Genomic DNA, 18,780 nt, shown 5'->3' on the forward strand with positions numbered 1-18,780 from the left:
GTTTCAGGCGGCAGCAGGTTCCTTGGCCACCTTCTTGTGCGCCAGCAGGGTGTAGATACAAGGCAGCACGAACAGGGTGAACAGCGTGCCGATCGACATGCCGGTCGCGATCACGGCACCGATGTCGAAGCGGCTTACCGCCCCGGCCCCGGTCGCGAGGATCAGCGGCACCATGCCGAACACCATTGCCGCCGTGGTCATCAGCACCGGCCGCAGGCGAATCGCCGCTGCTTCTTCGATTGCCTCGCGCGCGCCCAGGCCAAGCTCATCACGTAACTGGTTGGCGAACTCGACGATCAGGATGCCGTGTTTGCTGATCAGCCCGATCAATGTCACCAGCCCGACCTGGGTGTAGATGTTCATGCTCGACAGGCCCAGGAACAGTGGCAACAGCGCCCCGCAGATCGACAACGGTACCGTAACCAGAATCACCAGCGGATCCCGGAAACTTTCGAACTGGGCCGCCAGGACCAGGAAGATGATCGCCAGCGCCAGGCCAAAGGTCACCCACAGTGCGCTGCCTTCTTGCACGTACTGGCGGGCCACGCCGGCATAGTCGAAGGCGTAACCTTCCGGTGCCTCTTCGCGGGCGATGTCCTGCACGGTCTTCAGCGCTTCGCCCAGGCTGACCATCGGTACGCCTTGAATGATGGCCGAGTTCAACTGCTGGAACTGGTTGAGCTGCCGCGGGCGAGCGCGGTCGGTGAGGGTGACCAGGGTCGCCAGCGGCAGCAGCTTGCCCTGGTCGTTCTTCACGTAGTAGTTGTTCAGCCAACCGGGGTTGTCGCGGTATGCGCGCTCGGCTTGAGCAATGACCTTGTAGCTGCGCCCGTCGAGGGTGAAACGGTTGATTTCGGCTTCACCCAGCAAGGTGGCCAGGGTACTGCCGAGGACGTCCATCGATACCCCCATTTGCGCCGCCTTGGCCCGGTCTATATCGACCACCACCTCGGGTTTGTCAAAGGCCAGGTCGATGTCGAGGAAGGCGAACTTGCCCGATGCCTGGGCCCGAGCCTTGATGCGTTGGGCCACCTCCAGCAGTGCCGGGTAGTCGCCTGCGGTGTTGATCACGAACTGGAACGGCAGGCCTTCGCCGGTGCCGGGCAGCGATGGCAGGTTGAAGCCGAAGATCTGCAGGCCGGCGACCTCTTCCAGCTTGGCCTGTACCAGTGGCAGCAGCTCCATTTGGGTACGCTCGCGCTCGTTCCAGGGCTTTAGCAGGAAGCCACCGATGCCGCTCTGCACACCATTGAAACCGTTGATCTGGAACGACGAATAGTATTCGGGGAAGGTCTTGAACAGTGGGGTGAACTGGTTGGTGTGGGCGTTGAGGTAGTCAAGGTTGGCTGGCTGCGGGGAGCTGCTGATCATGAAGATCACCCCCTGGTCCTCGTTGGGGGCCAGTTCGTTCTGGGTGAACTTCAGCAGTAGCGGAATCAGGCACAGGATGATCACGGCAAACACCAGCACCACCGGCCGGCTGTCGAGCGTGCCGTGCAGCAGGCGCTGGTAGCGTACCTTCAGGCGCGCGAACTGCCGATCGAGCCAGTGGGCCAGGCCGCTGGAATTCTGCTCGCGGCGCAGCAGCAGGGCGCACATCATCGGTGACAGGGTCAGGGCGACGATACCGGAAATGACGACTGCGCCGGCCAGGGTAAGGGCGAACTCCTTGAACAGCGCCCCGGTGAGCCCGCTGAGAAAGCCGATGGGCGCATACACCGCTGCCAGGGTGATGGTCATCGACACCACCGGCATGGCGATCTCGCGCGCGCCTTCCAGGGCTGCATCGAACGGCGACTGGCCTTCTTCGATATGCCGGTGAATGTTCTCCACCACCACGATCGCATCGTCCACCACCAGCCCGATGGCCAAAACCATGGCCAGCAGGGTCAGCAAGTTCAGCGAGTAGCCCATCATCTGCATGAAGAACAACACGCCAATCATCGACAGCGGAATGGTCACCACCGGGATCAGCACCGAGCGCAGGGCGCCAAGGAACAGGAACACCACTAGGATGACGATCAGCACCGCTTCGCCGAGGGTCTTGATCACTTCGTCGATGGAGGCCTGGATGAACAGCGTGGCGTCGTAGGCGATCGACACCTTCAGCGCCGAGGGCAACTGGCTTTCCAGGTCGGGCATGACCCGCCGTACTTCCTTGATCACCTCCAGCGGGTTGGCGGCGGGCGTGGCCTTGATGCCGATGTACACCGAGGGCGTGCCGTCGAATGAGCTGACGGTGTCGTAGTTCTCTGCCCCCATCTCCACCCGCGCCACGTCACCGAGCAGTACGCGGCTGTCGCCACTGGTCTTGACCGGCAGGGCGGCGAACGCCTCGGCTGACTTCAGCTCGGTGCTGGCGTTGATGCTGGTGACCACGTATTCGCCTTTGACTTCGCCGGCAGCGGACAGGAAGTTGTAGCGGCGCACGGCGTCGGTCACGTCGCTGGCCGCCAAGCCGAAACCGGCCAGTTTCACCGGGTCCAGCCACAGACGCATGGCAAATACCTGGTTACCGAGGATTTCTGCCTCGGCCATGCCGGGTAGCGTGGCCAGCTTGGGCTGGATCACCCGTGACAGGTAGTCGGTGATTTGCGGGTTGCTCATCTGTTCGCTGTAGAAGCTGATGTACATCAGCGCCGAAGCATCGGCGGCTTCCTTGCTGAGTACCGGGTCTTCGGCGTTCTGCGGCAGCTTGTTGCGCACTTCGTTGGCCTTGGCCAGCAGTTCGGTGAACAGCCTGTCGCTGTCGGCACCGATGCGCGCGTAGATGGATATGACGGAAAAATTCTGCCGGCTGACCGAGGTCATGTAGTCGATACCTTCGGCGCTGGCCAGGCTTTGCTGCAGCGGCTGGGTGATGTAGCCCTGGATGGTTTCGGCGTTGGCCCCGGGGTAGGCCGTGGTGACGGTGATCAGGGCGTTTTCCATGCGCGGGTACTGGCGGATCTGCAGCGTGTGCCAGGCCTGGATACCCAGCAACAGGATCAGCAGGCTGACCACGCTGGCCAGCACCGGGCGACGGATGAACGGGTCGGTGAACGCCATGCCAGCCTCCAGTCAGTCCTTGGTCGCGGCGCCCGCAGCGGGCTTGACGGCCTGGTCCTGGCCGATTCGGATTGCGGCGCCGGGGGTCAGCTTCAGCTGCCCGGCAGTGACTACCTGTTCCCCGGCCTGCAACCCTTTGCTGACCACCACCACGCCGTCACGGCGCTCGCCGGTCTGCACGGTGCGCTGTTCGGCGACCCATTGCGGTTGGCCCTGTTCATCGTGCTGCGGCTTGCCGTGCTGGTCCTTTTTAGCGGTGGCGACATATACCGAGTTGCCGTACAGGGTGTAGGTAATGGCACTTTCCGGCACCACCACCTGCAACTGCGGATCGGGCAGCAGGACCTGCAGGCTGGCGAACATGCCCGGCAGCAATTTGCCGTCGGGGTTGGCCAGGGTCGCGCGCACCAGCAGGTTTCGCGTGGTTTCATCGACCTTGGGGTTGATGGCGCTGAGGCGGGCGGGGAAGGTCTGGTCCGGGTAGGCAGCCACTTGCACCAGCACCTGCTGGCCGAGGCTCAGCCGGGGCAAGGCCTGTTCCGGCACGTTGAAGTCGACGTACAGGCCGGAGGTGTCCTGCAGGGTCGCGATGACGGTGCCTGGCGCCAGATAATCGCCGACATCCACCTGGCGGATGCCCAGGGTGCCACTGAAGGGCGCGCTGATGCTTTTCTTGTTCTTCGAAGCCTTGAGCTGCTCGACCACCGCCTGGTTGCGCTGGTACTGGGCATTGAGGCGGTCGTATTCGCCACGGGAGATCGCCGAGTCGCCCACCAGTTGCCGCCCGCGGCCGAAGTCGACCTTGGCCAGGCCCAGGTCGGCCACGGCGGTGCCGAGCAATGCGGTTTCCTGGTCATCGTTGAGCCGCAGCAGCAGCTGCCCGGCCTTGACCGTTTGCCCAGAGTCGAAATACAGGGCCTTGACGATGCCTTCGACTTCCAGGCTCAGCTCGACACCCTGCAGCGCCTTGAGGCTGCCGACCGCGGGCAGGCGCTGTTGCCACTGGCGTTGTTCGGCCAAGGCTGCCGCCACGGTGATAGGCGGCTTGGGGGCAGTGAACATCTGGATCTGCTGGTAGATCGAGAAAGCCTTGTAGCCCCCCAGGGCCAGCACGATCAGCAGAACCACGGCCAACATGATAAGCATGCGGCGGCGCAGCATAGGTCCGGTTCCTTGGATGCAGTTGTTATTCGTTCTGGCACGACAACGGGCGATCCTGCCCACGTGTGGATGGGGGAAGTATTGACTGTTTTTTGTCTGAAGGGGAGTAAATTGTCTGCACCGGCCCTATCGCTGGCTTGCCAGCTCCCACAGGGATCGCCTCAGGGCTGATAGATGCTGTGGCGAGCAGCTGGCAAGGGTAGCCGCAGTATCTTCAGCGCCTGTGAGATCGAGCGCCGCCCGCGCGGCGCATCGCGAGCTGCGCTCGCTCCTACGCTGTTTCGGGCCAATTATGCCTGTGGAATTTGCGCGCGAACGCCTTGGCGCATGCCTCAATGTCGCGTCGTATGAACCAGGCGGTCGCGCGCACCTGGCACAGGGGTTACTGGCCCGAAACAAACGTAGGAGCGAGCGCAGCTCGCGATGCGCCGCGCGGGCGGCGCTCGCTCTCACAGGCGCTGCATATCTTCTGACGAACATCTGCCAGCCCTGATGCGATCCCTGTGGGAGCTGGCTTGCCGGCGATAGGGCCCGTGAAGGCCACGGATCAATCAGACCAGATGCAGGTGGTTGTCCCAGAACCCGGACGGCAGGCTCATCGGTTGCCCGACCAGTTGTGCCTTGGTGCAATCGTAGAAGCGGCAGCGGCCCTGCCCGGAGGTCACGACAAACCCGTCCTTGACCGCACCGACCCCGGCACAGTCGGGCATAGGGGCGTCGAGCCGCACAGCGCCGCTGTCCAGGTCCCAGATGAACAGGCGGTTGGCCCGTGGCGCGGTCAGCGCCACCAGCCGCAGCTCGCTGTGGATAGCCACACTGGCGGTGTACTGGGCCATGGCCTGCAGTTGCTGCTCGGGCACCGGAAAGGCCTTGAACGGCTCGCCCGGGCGCTTGATGGCCAGCAACTCGGCCGTTTCATCGGCGTCGCCCATGAACTGCTGGCAGGCGGCAATGGTGCCATCGCTGCCCACTGCCAGGTGGCGCACGCTGTTCATCTGCTGGGCGAGGGTTTCCTTGCTCAACAAGGTGCCGTCACGCTGCATCAGCACCAGGCTCGGCTCCATGGCATCGAGGTTCATCTCGACCCGGCTTTCGGCCTCGGTGCGGATCCCGCCGTTGGCCACCACCAGGGTTTCGCCGTCGGGTAGCCAGGCCACCTCGTGCGGGCCAATGCCGTGGGTGGGGAGCTCGCCGGTGTGTACCAGGCGCGCACCTTCGAAGCGGTACACGCCGAGCACGCCCCGCCCCGGGTCGCGGGTGTCGTTCTCGGTGGCGTACAGCCATTCGCCGCCTTTGTGCACCACCGCATGGCCGTAGAAGTGCCGGTCCGCTTGCGAAACCACCGTTTGCAGCAAGCGCCCGTCGCGCAAGTCGACCAGGTAGCTTTCGGTACCGGGGCGGCGAGCGACGAACAGGGCGATCGGCTGTTCAGGGTGATGGATGATGGCATGGCAACGCTGGGCAACTTGGGTGCTGAACACCTGGGTGCCGTCCAGGCGGAACCCCACGGCATAGTGCTTGCCGTCGCCGTCGTCACGCGCCGAGAGCAGCAAGGGTTCGCTGCCTTTGTTGCGGAACAGGCTCCAGCCACCCAGGGTAAGGGCGCTGAGCAGTACGCTACCGAGTTTGATTGCCTGGCGTCGCAGCATGATCAGTCACCGTCGTTGGCATTGAAGCCCAGCTGGATGTTCAACGCCTTGGCCAGGTCGCCTTCGTGCAGGCGGTGGACCACGTTGAGGCTGTCATAGAGCTGGTTGAGGGTTTGTTGGCCCGCGTCGTCGGCCAGCAACTCGCCCAGGGTCTTCTGGTTGTCGGCCAGCAGTTTGAGCGAGGTAGCGTAGGCGGCGTCGATCTTGTCTGCCAACGCTTTCTGATCACTGGGCAGCAGGCCGCGCAAACCCTGGTTGTCGACCCCAACCCACACGGTCTGGGCAGCCTTGAGGGTGGCTTCCAGGCTTTTCAGTGAGCTGTGGCTGCGCCAGGCCTCGGCCTGCAGCGGCTGCGCGATGCCCTTGCTCTGGCGGCCCATGGGGGCGCCGAGTTTTTTCTTCAGCGTATCCAGTGCGGTCACCTGGGAGCGCAGCAGGTCGGCAATGGCCTCGTGGGAATCGGCGTAGCGCTGGTTGGGGAACTTGGTCATCTGCGAGAGCATGCCGTCGGTGCTGTTCCAGCTCTTGAGGATGTCCTCGGCCAACAGCTTCTGGTGCTCGCTGATGGCGACCAGCAGCGGGCAATAACGGGCCTTCTGTTCGGCTGTGGCGATGTCCGGCTTGCTGTCGAACAGAATGTATTCATAGGCCGACAGCCCACGCACCACCACGCTGGCCTTGCCCAGGGCGGCCACATCGACTGGCTTGTCGCCGTTGACCAATTGCTCTACCTGGCGGCCGACCAGGTTTTTCTTGTCGGGCCAGAACTGCACCTGCCAGGCGCGGTTGCCTTCGGCCAGTGGGCCCACCAGCAGCGGTTGCAGTTCAGCCCAGGCTTTTTGTGCGTTGAGGAAGTCGGCACGGGCCTTTTCCAGGTCTTCCTTGCCTTCGCAGTAGGCCAAGGCGCTGGCGGCCAGGGTACGGTCGGCTTCGACCCAGCGGCTGTAGGTGGGCAGGATCACCTGTTTGGCGATGGCGGCGGAGGTCACTGCTTGCGGGTCCTGCGGCGAGCAGGCGCCGAGGGCGAGTGCGGCGAGGCTGGTGAACAACAATTTGGGTCGGAACATGCCGGCTCCTTTGCGCGTTTAAAGGGAATTCAGGAACGCCAGCAGCGCGGCGCGCTGCTCGGCATTGAACGTAAGAACGAAATTGCGTGCCGCTTCGGCTTCGCCACCATGCCAAAGCACGGCTTCGAGCAGGTTGCGCGCACGGCCATCGTGCAGGAACTGGCTGTGGCCACTGACCGTTTCGCTCAGGCCGATGCCCCACAGCGGCGCGGTACGCCAGTCCTGGCCGTTGGCGGCGAATTCGGTGCGCTCGTCGGCCAGGCCCGGCCCCATGTCGTGCAGCAGCAGGTCGCTGTAGGGGCGGATGACCTGGTTGGCCAGCTCTGGTTCGGTTGCATCGGCGGCGGTGGTGAACTGCGGTGTATGGCAACCCTGGCAGCCGGCCTGGTAGAACAGGTTCTTGCCCGCCAGCACCTGTGGCGCGCCCACGTCGCGGCGTGCCGGCACGGCCAGGTTGCGGGTATAGAAGGTGACCAGGCGCAGAATGTTGTCGCTGACTTCCTTCTCGCCATCGGCGCCATCGCCATTGGGCGCAGCCAGGCACGCGGCTTGTGCCGCCGTGCAGTCGTCCTTGGGCTGCAGGGTACTGGTCAGGCCCATGTCGCCGGCGAAGGCATGCACGTTCTGCTGGTTGACGTTGGGTTGGCCGGCCTTCCAGCCGAAGCGCCCGACCACGGTCTTGCCCTGGGCGTCATCCCATACCCGGTTGGCCCGCCCGCGAATGCCGTCGTGGTTACGGTCGTCGGGGTCTTCGTTGGCCAGCAGGGCGGCTTCGGGGATGGCTTCGAGCAGGCCCAGGCCGATCATCGGCGGGGCCACCCGTGCGGAAAACCGGGTGTCGGGGTGCATCACGCCGTAGCCCAACTGAGTGATTTGCAGGCTTGGCTTGCGCAGTTGCACCTGATGGCCATCCTCGAACGTCACCGTGTGCTGGGCATAGCTCACCCGCACCTTGCCTTCCGGGGCCACGCCGGGGATGGCCATGTCTTGCAACTGGGTGCCATAGACCGGTTCCGGCACCACGCCGATGCGCTCGATCACCTTGGCCAGGTAGGGTTGGTCGGGGATAGACAGGCGCACCAGCATGCCGACGGCGTTGCTGTCATTGGCGGCTGGGGGGTGACCACGGCCGTCGCGCACATGGCAGTTCTGGCAGGCATTGGTGTTGAACAGCGGGCCCAGGCCATCGCGTGCAGTCGTGGTAGAGGGGGCGATCACCCAGGGGCTGCGGAAGAAGCTGTTGCCTACGGCGAAGTCCAGCCGCCGTTCCGGCGAAAGGTTGGCCGAGGGCTGGGCGTAGGCGTTGCGGTCACTGCGCTGTACGGTGGCCAGGCCAGCCGACAAGGCTTCGCCGGGCTCGGCCTGGGTGAAGCGCGGGGCGTCGTCACAGGCAGCGAGGGCAAAGGCCAGCAGCAAGGGGCTGAGTCGAAACAGCGACAAGGACATCGAGAATCCTGGGCTTGAGCAAAAAACCGGCGTGCAAGCTTAGCAGGCCCAGGATCATTGAATAAGAGCAATTTGCGTTTGCTCGATGAAATCGTCGTTGCTTGTGGCGCTCAGGCGAGATGCAGCTTGAACTGGCGGTTCACCAGGCTGACGATCAGGTTCTTGTGGCCACCATTGCGATTGTTGCCGGCCACTTCGATGACCTCGTCGCTGTCATAGTCCATGGTGTGGGCAGCGAGCTGTTTGATGGCATTCTCGTGGGCCGGTTTCCAGTAATCCTGGAAGACCCAGATGCTGGCTTCGGCAGCGGGGCCGAGAATGAGGCGCAAGGCTTTGTGGTTTTCATTGGTATTGCCGATCCACGGTACGGCCAGTTCGCCGTTCCAGGCGTGCTGGGCGCCGACTGCAACGCTTTTGCTGCGGTTCTCACCGTCGACCACGGTCAGGGTGTAGGGGGTGTTGTTGGCGATGGAGCACAGGTAGGTGACGCTGGCCATGTGAAGGTCCTTTTACGGTCGGGTTTCTGGGCGGGGTAGCGGGCTGCTCGGGCTGCGGTAGACGTAAACACCAAGCAAGGTGATCTCGTTGAAAGGCGGGTCCAGTTCGGCGGGGTCGAAGCGCCCCAGCAGCTGCAGGCCCTGGGCAAAGGCGACAGCCTCGAACATCTTGCGGTCGGGTTCGTTGGGGTCGTACAGGTAGATCTTGCCGGAGTGGGCAAGCACCCTGCACATCTCCAGGGCCACGTGGTAAGTGATGGGGGCGCCCATCAGGGTTACGTGGGGTATGGCGCGGGTGTCCAGCGGGAAACGGGGCGCATCGTATTCATCGACCTGATACAGGTGGGGGATGCGCTCGCCTGTGCGCGGCCCGTTGGAAATGCGCTGGCCGGCTTTATTCAGGTTATAGGCGTGGGTGAAGCCGGTAATGATGTCCTTGCCCCCCACGCGCTGAACGATTCGGCCTTCCCCCCAAACATCAAGAATCTGTAGCACTGCGCCCTCCGGCCTGGTGATCCCGTGAATGGGGCCAGAATGAAGGGCGAAAGGCAGGACAGGCATCTGGAACCACAGCACCTGCAGCACAAACGCAAACGCCCGGCACAAGGCCGGGCGTTCGGGGTGAGGCGCCGTTACCGAATCAGAACTCGTGGTCCGCGGTATCCGGGTTCAGGTTGGCAATACCGAGCTTGCCCGCAGCCTGTTCGATCGCACCGGTCTGCTTGACCAGGGCGGCGATGGCATCGCGAACGATCTGGTTGCCGGCAGCGTTGTCGGGGGCGATCAACTGGTCGTAGTGCTCGCCTTTCTGCGCATGGTCGACCATGACCTGGATCTTGGCCTCAGTGGCCTCCAGGTCGGCCTTGAGGGTGGCGTCGGCCGCCGGGTCAACCTTGGCTACCAGCGACGACAGGCTCGGGCCGCTGACCTTGGTGCCGTCCGGGCGGGTGTACTCGCCCAGGTAGACATTGCGGATACCCTTGGCATCGTAGAAGTGCGAGTAGTGGGTGTTGTCGCTGAAGCAGTCCTGCTCGTCTTCCGGCGAGTTGGCTTCCAGGGAAACCTTCATGCGTTCACCGGCCAGTTCGCCCAGCGACAGGCTGCCCATGCCGAACAGCATCTTGCGCAGGCCATCGTTGACCGGCTCGGCTTCGAGCTTGGCGCGGTAGTTGTCGGCGACGTTCGGAGCCCAGTTGCCGACCATCTCTTCAAGGTCGGTGACCAGCAACTGGGTCACGGCTTTGAGGTAGGCGCGGCGGCGCTCGTTGTGGCCGCCGGTAGCACCCTGGCCTTCCAGGTAGTCCGACGCCGGGCGGGCGCCTGCGCCTGGGCCGGTACCGTTGAGGTCCTGGCCCCACAGCAGGAATTCGATGGCGTGGTAGCCCGTGGCGACGTTGGCTTCGGACCCTGCCAGTTCGTTCAGGCTGGCCAGCTTCTCGGGGGTGATGTCCTTGACGTCGATCTTTTCTTCGCCGACCTGGATCTCGGTGTTGGCGATGATGTTGGCGCTGGCGGCGGGGTTGCCCAGGGCATGCTCGTAGCTCTTGTCGACATAGTCGATCAGGCCTTCGTCCAACGGCCACGCATTCACCTGGCCTTCCCAGTCGTCGATGATGGTGTTGCCGAAGCGGAAGGCTTCGCTCTGCAGGTAAGGCACGCGTGCAGCAACCCAGGCTTGCTTGGCAGCCTTCAGGGTTTCATCGTCTGGCTTGGCAAGGAACGCGTCGACAGCGGTCTGCAGGGTTTTTGCGGTGCTCAGCGAGTCGCTGTACACGGCATAGACCATTTCTGCGTAATGCTTGACCACGGCTTTGCCAGCGGCTTCGTCGACAGCCCCTGGCGCTGCAGCGGTGGTGCTGGCGGCAGCGGGTGCCTGCGCTTGCGCAGCGGCAGCCTTGTCGTCTTTTTCGCCGCAACCGGCGAGGGCGATGGCCATGGCCAGCAGACTGGCGGAGGCCAGAGGCATTCGAATCATTATGGGTTTCCTGCGTCGTGTGGTTGGACAGTGCGCCTAGGCATGCGAAACGGCAACATCATGCGAAAGATTTGCATTTGCTGTAAAGGGGCGGGGGCGTATTTCATGCAAATCCAGGTCGCTGGCTTGGCCGGCCGAGCAGGTTCAGAGCATCGAGACCTGATTGCGTTGGGCTTGCTTGAGGAAGTGGGTCAGTTCACGCGCCGACAACGGCTTGCTGTAGTGATAGCCCTGGCCCTCGTGGCAGCCCTGGGCAATGATGTAGGTTTCCTGCTCGGCGGTTTCCACGCCTTCGGCGATGACCTGCATGCCCAGGCTTTTGCCCAGCTGGATGATGGCGCGAACGATGGTAGCGTCGTCATCGTCGTCAAGCAGGTCCTGGACGAAGCTCTTGTCGATCTTGATCTTGTCCAGCGGCAATGACTTCAGGTAGCTGAGCGACGAGTAACCGGTGCCGAAGTCGTCGATCGCAATCAGCGCCCCGGAACGGCGCAGGCTCAGCAGGTGCTGGGCGGCGGTGCTGATGTCTTCCATCAGGCCGGTTTCGGTGACCTCCAGCTCCAGGCTGCGCGGTGGCAGGCGGTAGGCCTGCAACAGGTTGTTGACCACCCGCGGCAGCTCGCTGTGGTGCAACTGCACGGTAGACAGGTTGACCGCCATGCGCAGGTCGCTGAAGCCCAGGTCGTGCCATTCGCGCAATTGCCGGCAGGCCTGGTCGAGTACCCACTCGCCGATGCTGATGATGCTGCCGTTCTGTTCGGCCAGCGGGATGAACTGGTCGGGCGGCACCATGCCCAGTTCCGGGTGCTGCCAGCGCAGCAGGGCCTCCACGCCGACCACGCGGTGGTCGCGGTAGCTGATCTGTGGCTGGTACACCAGGTACAGCTGGTTACGCGGCAAGGCTTCGCGCAGGTCCTTCTCCAACTCGCGGCGGCGGCGCATTTCACTGTCGACGCTGGCAATGTAGAACTGGTAGCGGTTGCGCGAGCGGGCCTTGGCCAGGGTCATGGTCTGCTCGGCTTTCTGCAGGAGCTTTTCCGTGCTGTCGCCGTCTTCCGGGAACAGGGTGATGCCGATGGTGGCGCGCAGGCGGATCTGCTGGTGATCGAGGTCGAACGGCACCTCCAGGTCATCCAGGATGCTTTGCGCCAGTTCGGCAGCTTCGTAGGGCTGCTCGATGTTGGCTTGCACCAGGGCAAACTGGTCGCCGCCCAGCCGCGCCAGGGCACCCAGGCGGCCGCTATGCGCCCGCAGGCGGTCGGCCAGGGCCAGTAACAGTTGGTCACCCACCTGGTAACTGAATTGTTCGTTGATGCCCTTGAAGTCGTCCAGGCCCACGCACAGTACCGCCACCCGGTGTTGCAGGCGGCCACCGTCGACCAGGATCTTGTCCAGTTGCTGTTGCAGCTGCTGGCGGTTGGGCAGGCCAGTCAGGAAGTCGTATTGGGCCATGCGCTGCAGGCTGTTTTCCGCTTCGTGACGCAGGTGGGTGTTGCGCTCGATCGAAGCCAGCAACTGGTTGGCCGTGTTGACCCAAAGGCCCAGTTCGTTCTTTTCGTGCCCCTTCAGCAGCGGGATCTGGTGCTGGCTGGGGCGGTCGGGGTTGATCTGCGTGAGGTGCTCGATGATCTTCGACAGCGGCTTGGTCAGCAGCCAGTGGTAGACCAGGTACAGCACCAGGCCCATGGCCAGGGCGCGCAATACGCCGGAGATGAAGATGATGACCGCGTTGATCAGGAAATCTTCACCATACGAAGAGGTGTCGAGGGTGATGCTGAGGTCGCCGTAATATTCGCTGTAGGGGCCGCGGCCGACCAGTTGCGTGGTGTAGGTACGTTCCTGGCCGAGAATCAGGTCGGTCAGCCAGCGCATGGAGGTGTCCCGCAGCGGCCTGGACTTTTCTGCCAGCATGGTTTCATTCGGGTGGCCGATGGACGCCATGCGTACCGACTCGTCCTGGAACAGGCCTTCCATCACCTGCATGCCCATTTCACGGTCGAGGCTGTACACCGCCTGGGTCGACGGGTCGCGGAACATGTCGAGGATGCGCTGGGCATCGTTGTTCACGGTCTGGCGGGTCTTGTAGGTGTCGTAGACAATTTGCGCACAGCTGAGCAGTACGCCGACCGCCAGCGCCGACAGCAGCACGACCCTGAGCAACTTGACCGACAAGCTGTTCCGCAATTCCAGCTTCAATGGGGTTTCCTTAATCCATGCGCATGGCATCATTTTGCCATCAACGATGACGATACACTATCGGCCTACCATGAGCAGTGTATCGGTTGCCTGCCCCTGCAACTTGAGTGCGCTGTCTCAATCTTCCAAAGATTTGATGTTAGCGCGCTCTGCCGCCTGAGCAAGCAAAACCGTGCGGCTCGGTGTACCGGCGCGGCGGCCCCTGGCAGGCACAAAAAAACCCGGCACATGGCCGGGTTTTCTGTTCAAGGCTGGGTGACTCAGGCCTTGAAGGTCTTGCCTTCGAACTGCTCGGCAACGAAGGCCCAGTTGACCAGGTTCCAGAACGCCTCGACGTACTTCGGACGCAGGTTGCGGTAGTCGATGTAGTAGGCGTGTTCCCAGACGTCGCAGGTCAGCAGCGGGGTGTCGCCGCTGGTCAGCGGGCAGCCGGCGCCAATGGTGCTGGCCAGGGCCAGGGAGCCGTCGGCTTTCTTCACCAGCCAGCCCCAGCCGGAACCGAAGGTGCCGACCGAAGTCTTGGTGAACTCTTCCTTGAACTTGTCGAAGGAACCGAAGGCCGCGTTGATGGCATCGGCCAGGGCGCCGGTTGGCTGGCCGCCGCCGTTTGGCGACAGGCAGTTCCAGTAGAAGGTGTGGTTCCAGACTTGAGCGGCGTTGTTGAAGATGCCGCCCGAAGAGGCCTTGACGATTTCTTCGAGGGACTTGCCTTCGAATTCGGTGCCTGGGACCAGGTTGTTCAGGTTCACGACATAGGTGTTGTGGTGCTTGTCGTGGTGATACTCCAGGGTTTCCTTGGAGATGTGCGGCTGCAGGGCATCGTGGGCGTACGGCAGCGGCGGCAATTCAAAAGCCATGGTGGATCTCCTGATTCAGGTCTGTTTGCGGTTTGCGCAAGGCCGATCACGGGCGGCCCGATCAGCGTCGGCGAGTTTTTACTCTTTGCGACGCAAGGGCTGGATCATAGCACCGGGTCCGGCGCATAACCACGCAACAAACATAGGGAATAGAGGTTCCGGGGCGGTCGAGCCATGCCGACCGGTGGTCTCGGGCTCTGCCTGCCAGGGCCCTTGGGATCAGTTGAAGATCAACTGCGCCGCCACCGCAAACATCATGACCGCCACCATCAGGTCGAGCATGCGCCAGGTTGCCGGCCGCGCCAGCCACGGGGCCAGCCAGGCCGCGCCGAGCGCCAGGGTCGAGAACCACAGCAGTGAAGCGCTGGCGGCACCGGCCACATAAGCCCCGGGCTCGGTCTGCTGGGCGCCCAGCGAGCCGATCAGCAACACCGTGTCGAGGTACACGTGCGGGTTCAGCAACGTCACCGCCAAGGCACTGAGCAGTACCGCACGGCGTGAACGTGTGCCCTGGCCCTGCTGGTGCTGCAGGCTCTGTTTCGAACAGGCACTGCGCAAAGCCTTGGCCCCGTACCAGATGAGGAACACCGCACCGCCCCAGCGGGCGATCGCCAGCAGGGTCGGGTTGTGCGCCAGTACGGTGGCCAGGCCAAACACACCGGCCGCCACCAGGATGGCATCGCAGACGATGCACAGCACTGCCACCGGCAGGTGGTGCTCGCGGCGCAGGCTTTGAGCAAGTACGAAGGCGTTCTGGGCGCCGATGGCCATGATCAGGCCGAAGGCCACCAGCATGCCGTTGAGATAGCTTTGCCACATGGCCGGGCTCCCCGAAAAGGTCATAAAAGATGCTGGCCATTGTGTGGGTTGGGGCGGTATAAGAAAAACAAATAAAGCTGATCCCTCATTAGGAAAATCGATGTTCGACTACAAGCTGCTTGCCGCCCTGGCGGCCGTGATCGAACAGGGCGGTTTCGAGCGTGCCGCGCAAGTGCTGGGCCTGTCGCAATCGGCCATTTCCCAGCGCATCAAACTGCTCGAGGCGCGGGTCGGCCAGCCCGTGCTGGTGCGCGCTACCCCGCCCAGCCCGACAGAGGTCGGCCGCCAGTTGCTCAACCATGTGCAGCAGGTACGCCTGCTTGAACGTGACCTGCAGCGCCAGGTGCCGGCGCTGGACGAAGAAGGCATGCCAGAGCGCCTGCGCATCGCCCTCAACGCCGACAGCCTGGCCACTTGGTGGGCTGGCGCGGTGGGCAACTTCTGTGCGCAGCAGAACGTGCTGACCGACCTGGTGGTGGAAGACCAGGAAGTGGGCCTGAAGCGCATGCGTGCGGGTGAGGTGGCAGCCTGCCTGTGTGGCAGTGAACGGCCTGTGGCCGGGGCACGCAGCCTACCATTGGGGGCAATGCGTTATCGGGCGTTGGCCAGCCCCGGGTTCATGGCGCGCCATTTTCCCCAAGGCTTTGTCGCCAGCCGCCTGGCCCGCACCCCGGCCATCGTGTACGGCCCGGACGACTTCCTGCAGCACCGCTACCTGGCGTCGCTGGGCATGGAGGATGGTTTCCTGCACCACCTGTGCCCGTCATCCGAAGGCTTCCTGCGCATGACCGAGGCGGGCCTGGGCTGGGGGCTGGTGCCCGAATTGCAGGCCCGCGAGCAACTGGCCGGTGGGCAGTTGGTGGAAATTTGCAGCGATACCCCCATCGATGTGCCGCTGTACTGGCATCATTGGCGCAATGGCGGGCAATTGCTCGCGCAACTGACCGAGCATCTGCGGCATACGGCAGGGCAATGGCTGGTGCCGTTGTAGCCGCGGCTGGCGTCAGTTGCATCTGAAATCTGGCAAGACGGAGTGTTACATGCGAATTCTGGTCACCGGCGCGAGTGGCTTCATTGGCGGGCGCTTTGCGCGTTTCGCCCTGGAGCAGGGCCTGGACGTGCGGGTCAGCGGCCGCCGTGCGGAGGGGGTGGAGCACCTGGTCAAGCGCGGTGCCCAGTTCATCCCCGGCGACCTGAACGATGCCGAGCTGGCCCGGCGCCTTTGCCAGGGCGTCGAAGCGGTGGTGCACTGTGCCGGCGCGGTGGGGCACTGGGGGCGTTATCAGGATTTCCACCAAGCCAACGTGGTGGTCACCGAGAACGTGGTCGAAGGGTGCCTCAAGGAGCACGTGCGGCGCCTGGTGCACCTGTCGTCGCCGTCCATGTACTTCAACGGCCGCTCGCGCCTCGACATCCGGGAAGACCAGCTGCCGCGCCGGTTCCATGACCATTATGGGAAAACCAAGTACCTGGCCGAGCAGCAAGTGTTCGGTGCGCAGGAGTTCGGCCTCGAGGTGTTGGCACTGCGCCCCCGCTTCGTCACCGGGGCCGGCGATGCCAGCATCTTCCCGCGGCTGATGCAGATGCAGCGCAAGGGCCGGGTCGCGATCATCGGCAATGGCCTGAACAAGGTTGATTTCACCAGTGTGCACAACCTCAACGAGGCACTGCTCAGCGCCCTGTTCGCCGATGACCGGGCATTGGGCCAGGCCTACAACATCAGCAACGGCCAGCCGCTGCCGTTGTGGGACGTGGTCAATTACGTAATGCGCCAGATGCAGTTGCCGCAGGTGACCCGCTACCGTTCCTACGGCCTGGCCTACAGCCTGGCTGCGCTCAACGAAGCCGCCTGCATGCTATGGCCGGGGCGCCCGCAACCGACCTTGTCGCGGTTGGGAATGCAGGTCATGAGCCGTGATTTCACCCTCGACATCAGCCGCGCCAGGCAGTACCTGGACTATCAGCCGAAGGTCAGCCTGTGGACGGCGTTGGATGAATTCTGCGCCTGGTGGAAACATCAGCCCCCGGGGCAGTGAACGCGGCGCGCCGATTAGGGTCAGCAGTGCGCCGCGCGAGCGGTTTATACTCCTGTTTCTTTGCTATTACCGCGGTTGAACTCACCCATGCGCAACGATGCTCACGACGATTTCGATGATGTGCCAACCCTGCGGGCCGGCACCCCTGATGATGACGAACTGTTGCCGGCGCACGTGGCCCGTAGCCGCCAGAAGGCGGCCAGGCCGGCCAGCACCGGGCCTTTGTGGGTGCTGCTGGGGGCCTCGTTCATAGCCCTGGCCGGGCTGGGCTGGTGGAGCTTCCAGCAGATCTCGCTGATGGAGCAGCAACTGGTGGCCACCCAGGAAAGCTTTGCCCGCATCAGCGAGGATGCAGCGGGGCGCTTGCAGGCAATCAGTGGCAAGGTCGCTGCCAGCGAATCGTCGGTCAACACCGGCAGCGAGGCGCTCAAGCTGCAGATCCGCCAGTTGCAGGCCAGCCTGGCCGAGCAGAGCAAGCAGCAGCAAGGCGTAGCTGGCCAGGCCGGCGACCTGGGCAAGCGCCTGGAGCAGGTGCTGGCCGATACCCGTGAGCAGCAGAAAGCCGTGACCGAATTGCAGGGCCAGCTGCAGGCGCAGTTGAAGGCGGTGAATGCCGAGCTGGCGGCGTTGAAGTCGGGCCAGGTAGACGGTGGCAAGCTTGATGGGCAGCTCAAAAACCTGAGCGAAGAGGTGGCTGCGCTGAAGAAGCAGGGCAACCCGAGTGCGGCGATCGAAAGCCTGGAGCAGGACGTGCTGGTGCTCAAGACGCAAATGGAAAACCGCGGCTCCTCGGGCTCGAGTGGCGCATCGGTACAGGAGTTCGATGCGTTCCGCGGGCAGACCACGCGCAACCTCAACACCCTACAGAGCCAGATCCAGAACCTGCAGCAGCAAATCAACGCTCGGCCCTGAAATGGCCTGAACCCGCTGCTACAGGTGCACGGTAGCAGCGGGTTCGCTGGGTTACAGGCGCGGGTAATCGATATACCCCACCGGCCCCTTGCTATAGAACGTTTCGGGGTGCGCCTCGTTCAACGGTGCATCTGCTGCCAGGCGTGCCGGCAGGTCCGGGTTGGCAATGAACGGCACCCCGAACGCCACCGCATCGGCCTTGCCATCGGCCAGCGCTGCATTGGCACTTGCCTTGTCGAAACGCTCGTTGACGATGTATGGCCCACCAAACGCCGCCTTGATCAACGGCCCGATGCTATCGTCGGCTTCACGCTCCCGCGAGCAGATGAAGGCGATGCCGCGTTTGCCCAGTTCGCGGGCAACGTACGTGAACGTCTCGGCACGGTCGGCGTCACCCATGTCGTGGGCGTCGGCACGTGGTGCCAGGTGCACGCCGACCCGGTTGGCCCCCCACACCTCGATGGCGGCATCGGTCACTTCCAGCAGCAGGCGTGCGCGGTTTTCCAGCGAGCCGCCGTAGCGGTCGGTGCGCTGGTTGGTACTGCTTTGCAGGAACTGGTCGAGCAGGTAGCCATTGGCGCCGTGAATTTCCACACCATCGAAGCCGGCGGCCTTGGCGTTTTCTGCACCGCTGCGGTAGGCCTCGACGATGTCGCTGATTTCTTCGGTTTCCAGTGCGCGCGGGGTGGGGTAGTCACTCAGCGGGCGTACCAGGCTGACATGCCCCTTGGCCTGGATCGCGCTGGGGGCCACCGGCAGTTCGCCGTTCAGGTAGCTGGGGTGCGAGATACGCCCCACGTGCCACAGTTGCAGGAACATGCGCCCGCCAGCGCCATGCACGGCTTTGGTGACATTGGTCCAGCCGCGGACTTGCTCATCGTTCCAGATACCGGGCGTATCCGGGTAGCCGACGCCCATGGCGGTGACCGAGGTTGCCTCGCTGAGAATCAGCCCGGCGCTGGCGCGTTGGACGTAGTACTCGGCCATCAGAGCATTGGGCACGCGACCCTCGTCTGCACGGCAGCGAGTGAGTGGGGCCATGATGATGCGGTTGGGCAACTGCAGGTCGCCCAGGGTGATCGGATCGAAAAGCGTGGTCATGTCGGTTACCTGCTGG

General features: G+C 63.6%; 15 protein-coding genes. 3 read left to right on the forward strand and 12 right to left on the reverse strand.

The window, feature by feature from the left end; translation table 11 throughout:
* Positions 1-3: 3 nt before the first annotated feature.
* The 11 genes from DMX12_RS00560 to DMX12_RS00610 all read right to left on the reverse strand — a co-directional run bounded on the left by DMX12_RS00560 (position 4) and on the right by DMX12_RS00610 (position 14,715).
* Positions 4-3,048 carry a multidrug efflux RND transporter permease subunit gene (locus DMX12_RS00560; RefSeq protein ID WP_110675650.1) on the reverse strand — a complete coding sequence of 1,015 codons (3,045 nt, stop codon included), beginning with the start codon at positions 3,046-3,048 and terminating at the stop codon, positions 4-6.
* Positions 3,049-3,060: 12 nt separating this feature from the next.
* Entirely contained in the window at positions 3,061-4,209 is a 1,149-nt protein-coding gene (locus DMX12_RS00565) for an efflux RND transporter periplasmic adaptor subunit (protein ID WP_110675652.1), read from the reverse strand.
* 551 nt (positions 4,210-4,760) lie between these two features.
* Complete coding sequence (locus DMX12_RS00570; RefSeq protein WP_110675654.1) at positions 4,761-5,858, reverse strand: DUF1513 domain-containing protein; 1,098 nt, start codon at positions 5,856-5,858, stop codon at positions 4,761-4,763.
* A 2-nt stretch (positions 5,859-5,860) separates the two neighbouring features.
* On the reverse strand, positions 5,861-6,925 hold the full coding sequence (locus DMX12_RS00575) for an imelysin family protein (protein WP_009686819.1): 1,065 nt from the start codon (positions 6,923-6,925) through the stop codon (positions 5,861-5,863).
* 18 nt (positions 6,926-6,943) lie between these two features.
* The gene (locus DMX12_RS00580) at positions 6,944-8,371 is read right to left on the reverse strand and encodes a di-heme oxidoredictase family protein (RefSeq protein WP_054906133.1); all 1,428 of its coding nucleotides are present in this window, start codon (positions 8,369-8,371) and stop codon (positions 6,944-6,946) included.
* Between the two features lie 110 nt (positions 8,372-8,481).
* Positions 8,482-8,868 (reverse strand): hypothetical protein, encoded by a 387-nt coding sequence (locus DMX12_RS00585; protein ID WP_110675657.1) that lies wholly within the window; start codon positions 8,866-8,868, stop codon positions 8,482-8,484.
* Positions 8,869-8,880: 12 nt separating this feature from the next.
* A complete protein-coding gene (locus DMX12_RS00590) occupies positions 8,881-9,363 on the reverse strand; it encodes a hypothetical protein (protein ID WP_110675755.1) in 483 nt (160 codons plus the stop codon).
* A gap of 145 nt (positions 9,364-9,508) precedes the next feature.
* Entirely contained in the window at positions 9,509-10,843 is a 1,335-nt protein-coding gene (locus tag DMX12_RS00595; RefSeq protein ID WP_009686823.1) for an imelysin family protein, read from the reverse strand.
* A 144-nt stretch (positions 10,844-10,987) separates the two neighbouring features.
* Complete coding sequence (locus DMX12_RS00600) at positions 10,988-13,039, reverse strand: bifunctional diguanylate cyclase/phosphodiesterase (protein ID WP_029887117.1); 2,052 nt, start codon at positions 13,037-13,039, stop codon at positions 10,988-10,990.
* Positions 13,040-13,299: 260 nt separating this feature from the next.
* Positions 13,300-13,896 carry a superoxide dismutase gene (locus DMX12_RS00605; protein WP_009686825.1) on the reverse strand — a complete coding sequence of 199 codons (597 nt, stop codon included), beginning with the start codon at positions 13,894-13,896 and terminating at the stop codon, positions 13,300-13,302.
* A gap of 219 nt (positions 13,897-14,115) precedes the next feature.
* The gene (locus DMX12_RS00610; RefSeq protein WP_009686826.1) at positions 14,116-14,715 is read right to left on the reverse strand and encodes a LysE/ArgO family amino acid transporter; all 600 of its coding nucleotides are present in this window, start codon (positions 14,713-14,715) and stop codon (positions 14,116-14,118) included.
* A 100-nt stretch (positions 14,716-14,815) separates the two neighbouring features.
* Between DMX12_RS00610 and DMX12_RS00615 the strand changes: the two genes are divergently transcribed.
* The 3 genes from DMX12_RS00615 to DMX12_RS00625 all read left to right on the forward strand — a co-directional run bounded on the left by DMX12_RS00615 (position 14,816) and on the right by DMX12_RS00625 (position 17,663).
* Positions 14,816-15,706 carry a LysR family transcriptional regulator ArgP gene (locus DMX12_RS00615; protein WP_029887119.1) on the forward strand — a complete coding sequence of 297 codons (891 nt, stop codon included), beginning with the start codon at positions 14,816-14,818 and terminating at the stop codon, positions 15,704-15,706.
* A 49-nt stretch (positions 15,707-15,755) separates the two neighbouring features.
* Positions 15,756-16,751, forward strand: coding sequence for an NAD(P)-dependent oxidoreductase (locus DMX12_RS00620; RefSeq protein WP_110675661.1), 996 nt, complete (start codon positions 15,756-15,758; stop codon positions 16,749-16,751).
* 87 nt (positions 16,752-16,838) lie between these two features.
* On the forward strand, positions 16,839-17,663 hold the full coding sequence (locus DMX12_RS00625; protein ID WP_009686829.1) for a hypothetical protein: 825 nt from the start codon (positions 16,839-16,841) through the stop codon (positions 17,661-17,663).
* A 51-nt stretch (positions 17,664-17,714) separates the two neighbouring features.
* Here the strand turns inward: DMX12_RS00625 and DMX12_RS00630 are convergent, their stop codons facing one another.
* Complete coding sequence (locus DMX12_RS00630) at positions 17,715-18,764, reverse strand: alkene reductase (RefSeq protein WP_110675663.1); 1,050 nt, start codon at positions 18,762-18,764, stop codon at positions 17,715-17,717.
* Positions 18,765-18,780: the final 16 nt, after the last annotated feature.

Source organism: Pseudomonas sp. MB-090624 (genome assembly GCF_003205245.1).
Classification (GTDB): domain Bacteria; phylum Pseudomonadota; class Gammaproteobacteria; order Pseudomonadales; family Pseudomonadaceae; genus Aquipseudomonas; species Aquipseudomonas juntendi.

Coding starts and splice junctions, on each gene's coding strand:
- DMX12_RS00560 (WP_110675650.1), bottom strand. CDS start 3,048: ATGGCGTTCACCGACCCGTTCATCCGTCGCCCGGTGCTGGCCAGCGTG.
- DMX12_RS00565 (WP_110675652.1), bottom strand. CDS start 4,209: ATGCTGCGCCGCCGCATGCTTATCATGTTGGCCGTGGTTCTGCTGATC.
- DMX12_RS00570 (WP_110675654.1), bottom strand. CDS start 5,858: ATGCTGCGACGCCAGGCAATCAAACTCGGTAGCGTACTGCTCAGCGCC.
- DMX12_RS00575 (WP_009686819.1), bottom strand. CDS start 6,925: ATGTTCCGACCCAAATTGTTGTTCACCAGCCTCGCCGCACTCGCCCTC.
- DMX12_RS00580 (WP_054906133.1), bottom strand. CDS start 8,371: ATGTCCTTGTCGCTGTTTCGACTCAGCCCCTTGCTGCTGGCCTTTGCC.
- DMX12_RS00585 (WP_110675657.1), bottom strand. CDS start 8,868: ATGGCCAGCGTCACCTACCTGTGCTCCATCGCCAACAACACCCCCTAC.
- DMX12_RS00595 (WP_009686823.1), bottom strand. CDS start 10,843: ATGATTCGAATGCCTCTGGCCTCCGCCAGTCTGCTGGCCATGGCCATC.
- DMX12_RS00605 (WP_009686825.1), bottom strand. CDS start 13,896: ATGGCTTTTGAATTGCCGCCGCTGCCGTACGCCCACGATGCCCTGCAG.
- DMX12_RS00610 (WP_009686826.1), bottom strand. CDS start 14,715: ATGTGGCAAAGCTATCTCAACGGCATGCTGGTGGCCTTCGGCCTGATC.
- DMX12_RS00615 (WP_029887119.1), top strand. CDS start 14,816: ATGTTCGACTACAAGCTGCTTGCCGCCCTGGCGGCCGTGATCGAACAG.
- DMX12_RS00620 (WP_110675661.1), top strand. CDS start 15,756: ATGCGAATTCTGGTCACCGGCGCGAGTGGCTTCATTGGCGGGCGCTTT.
- DMX12_RS00625 (WP_009686829.1), top strand. CDS start 16,839: ATGCGCAACGATGCTCACGACGATTTCGATGATGTGCCAACCCTGCGG.
- DMX12_RS00630 (WP_110675663.1), bottom strand. CDS start 18,764: ATGACCACGCTTTTCGATCCGATCACCCTGGGCGACCTGCAGTTGCCC.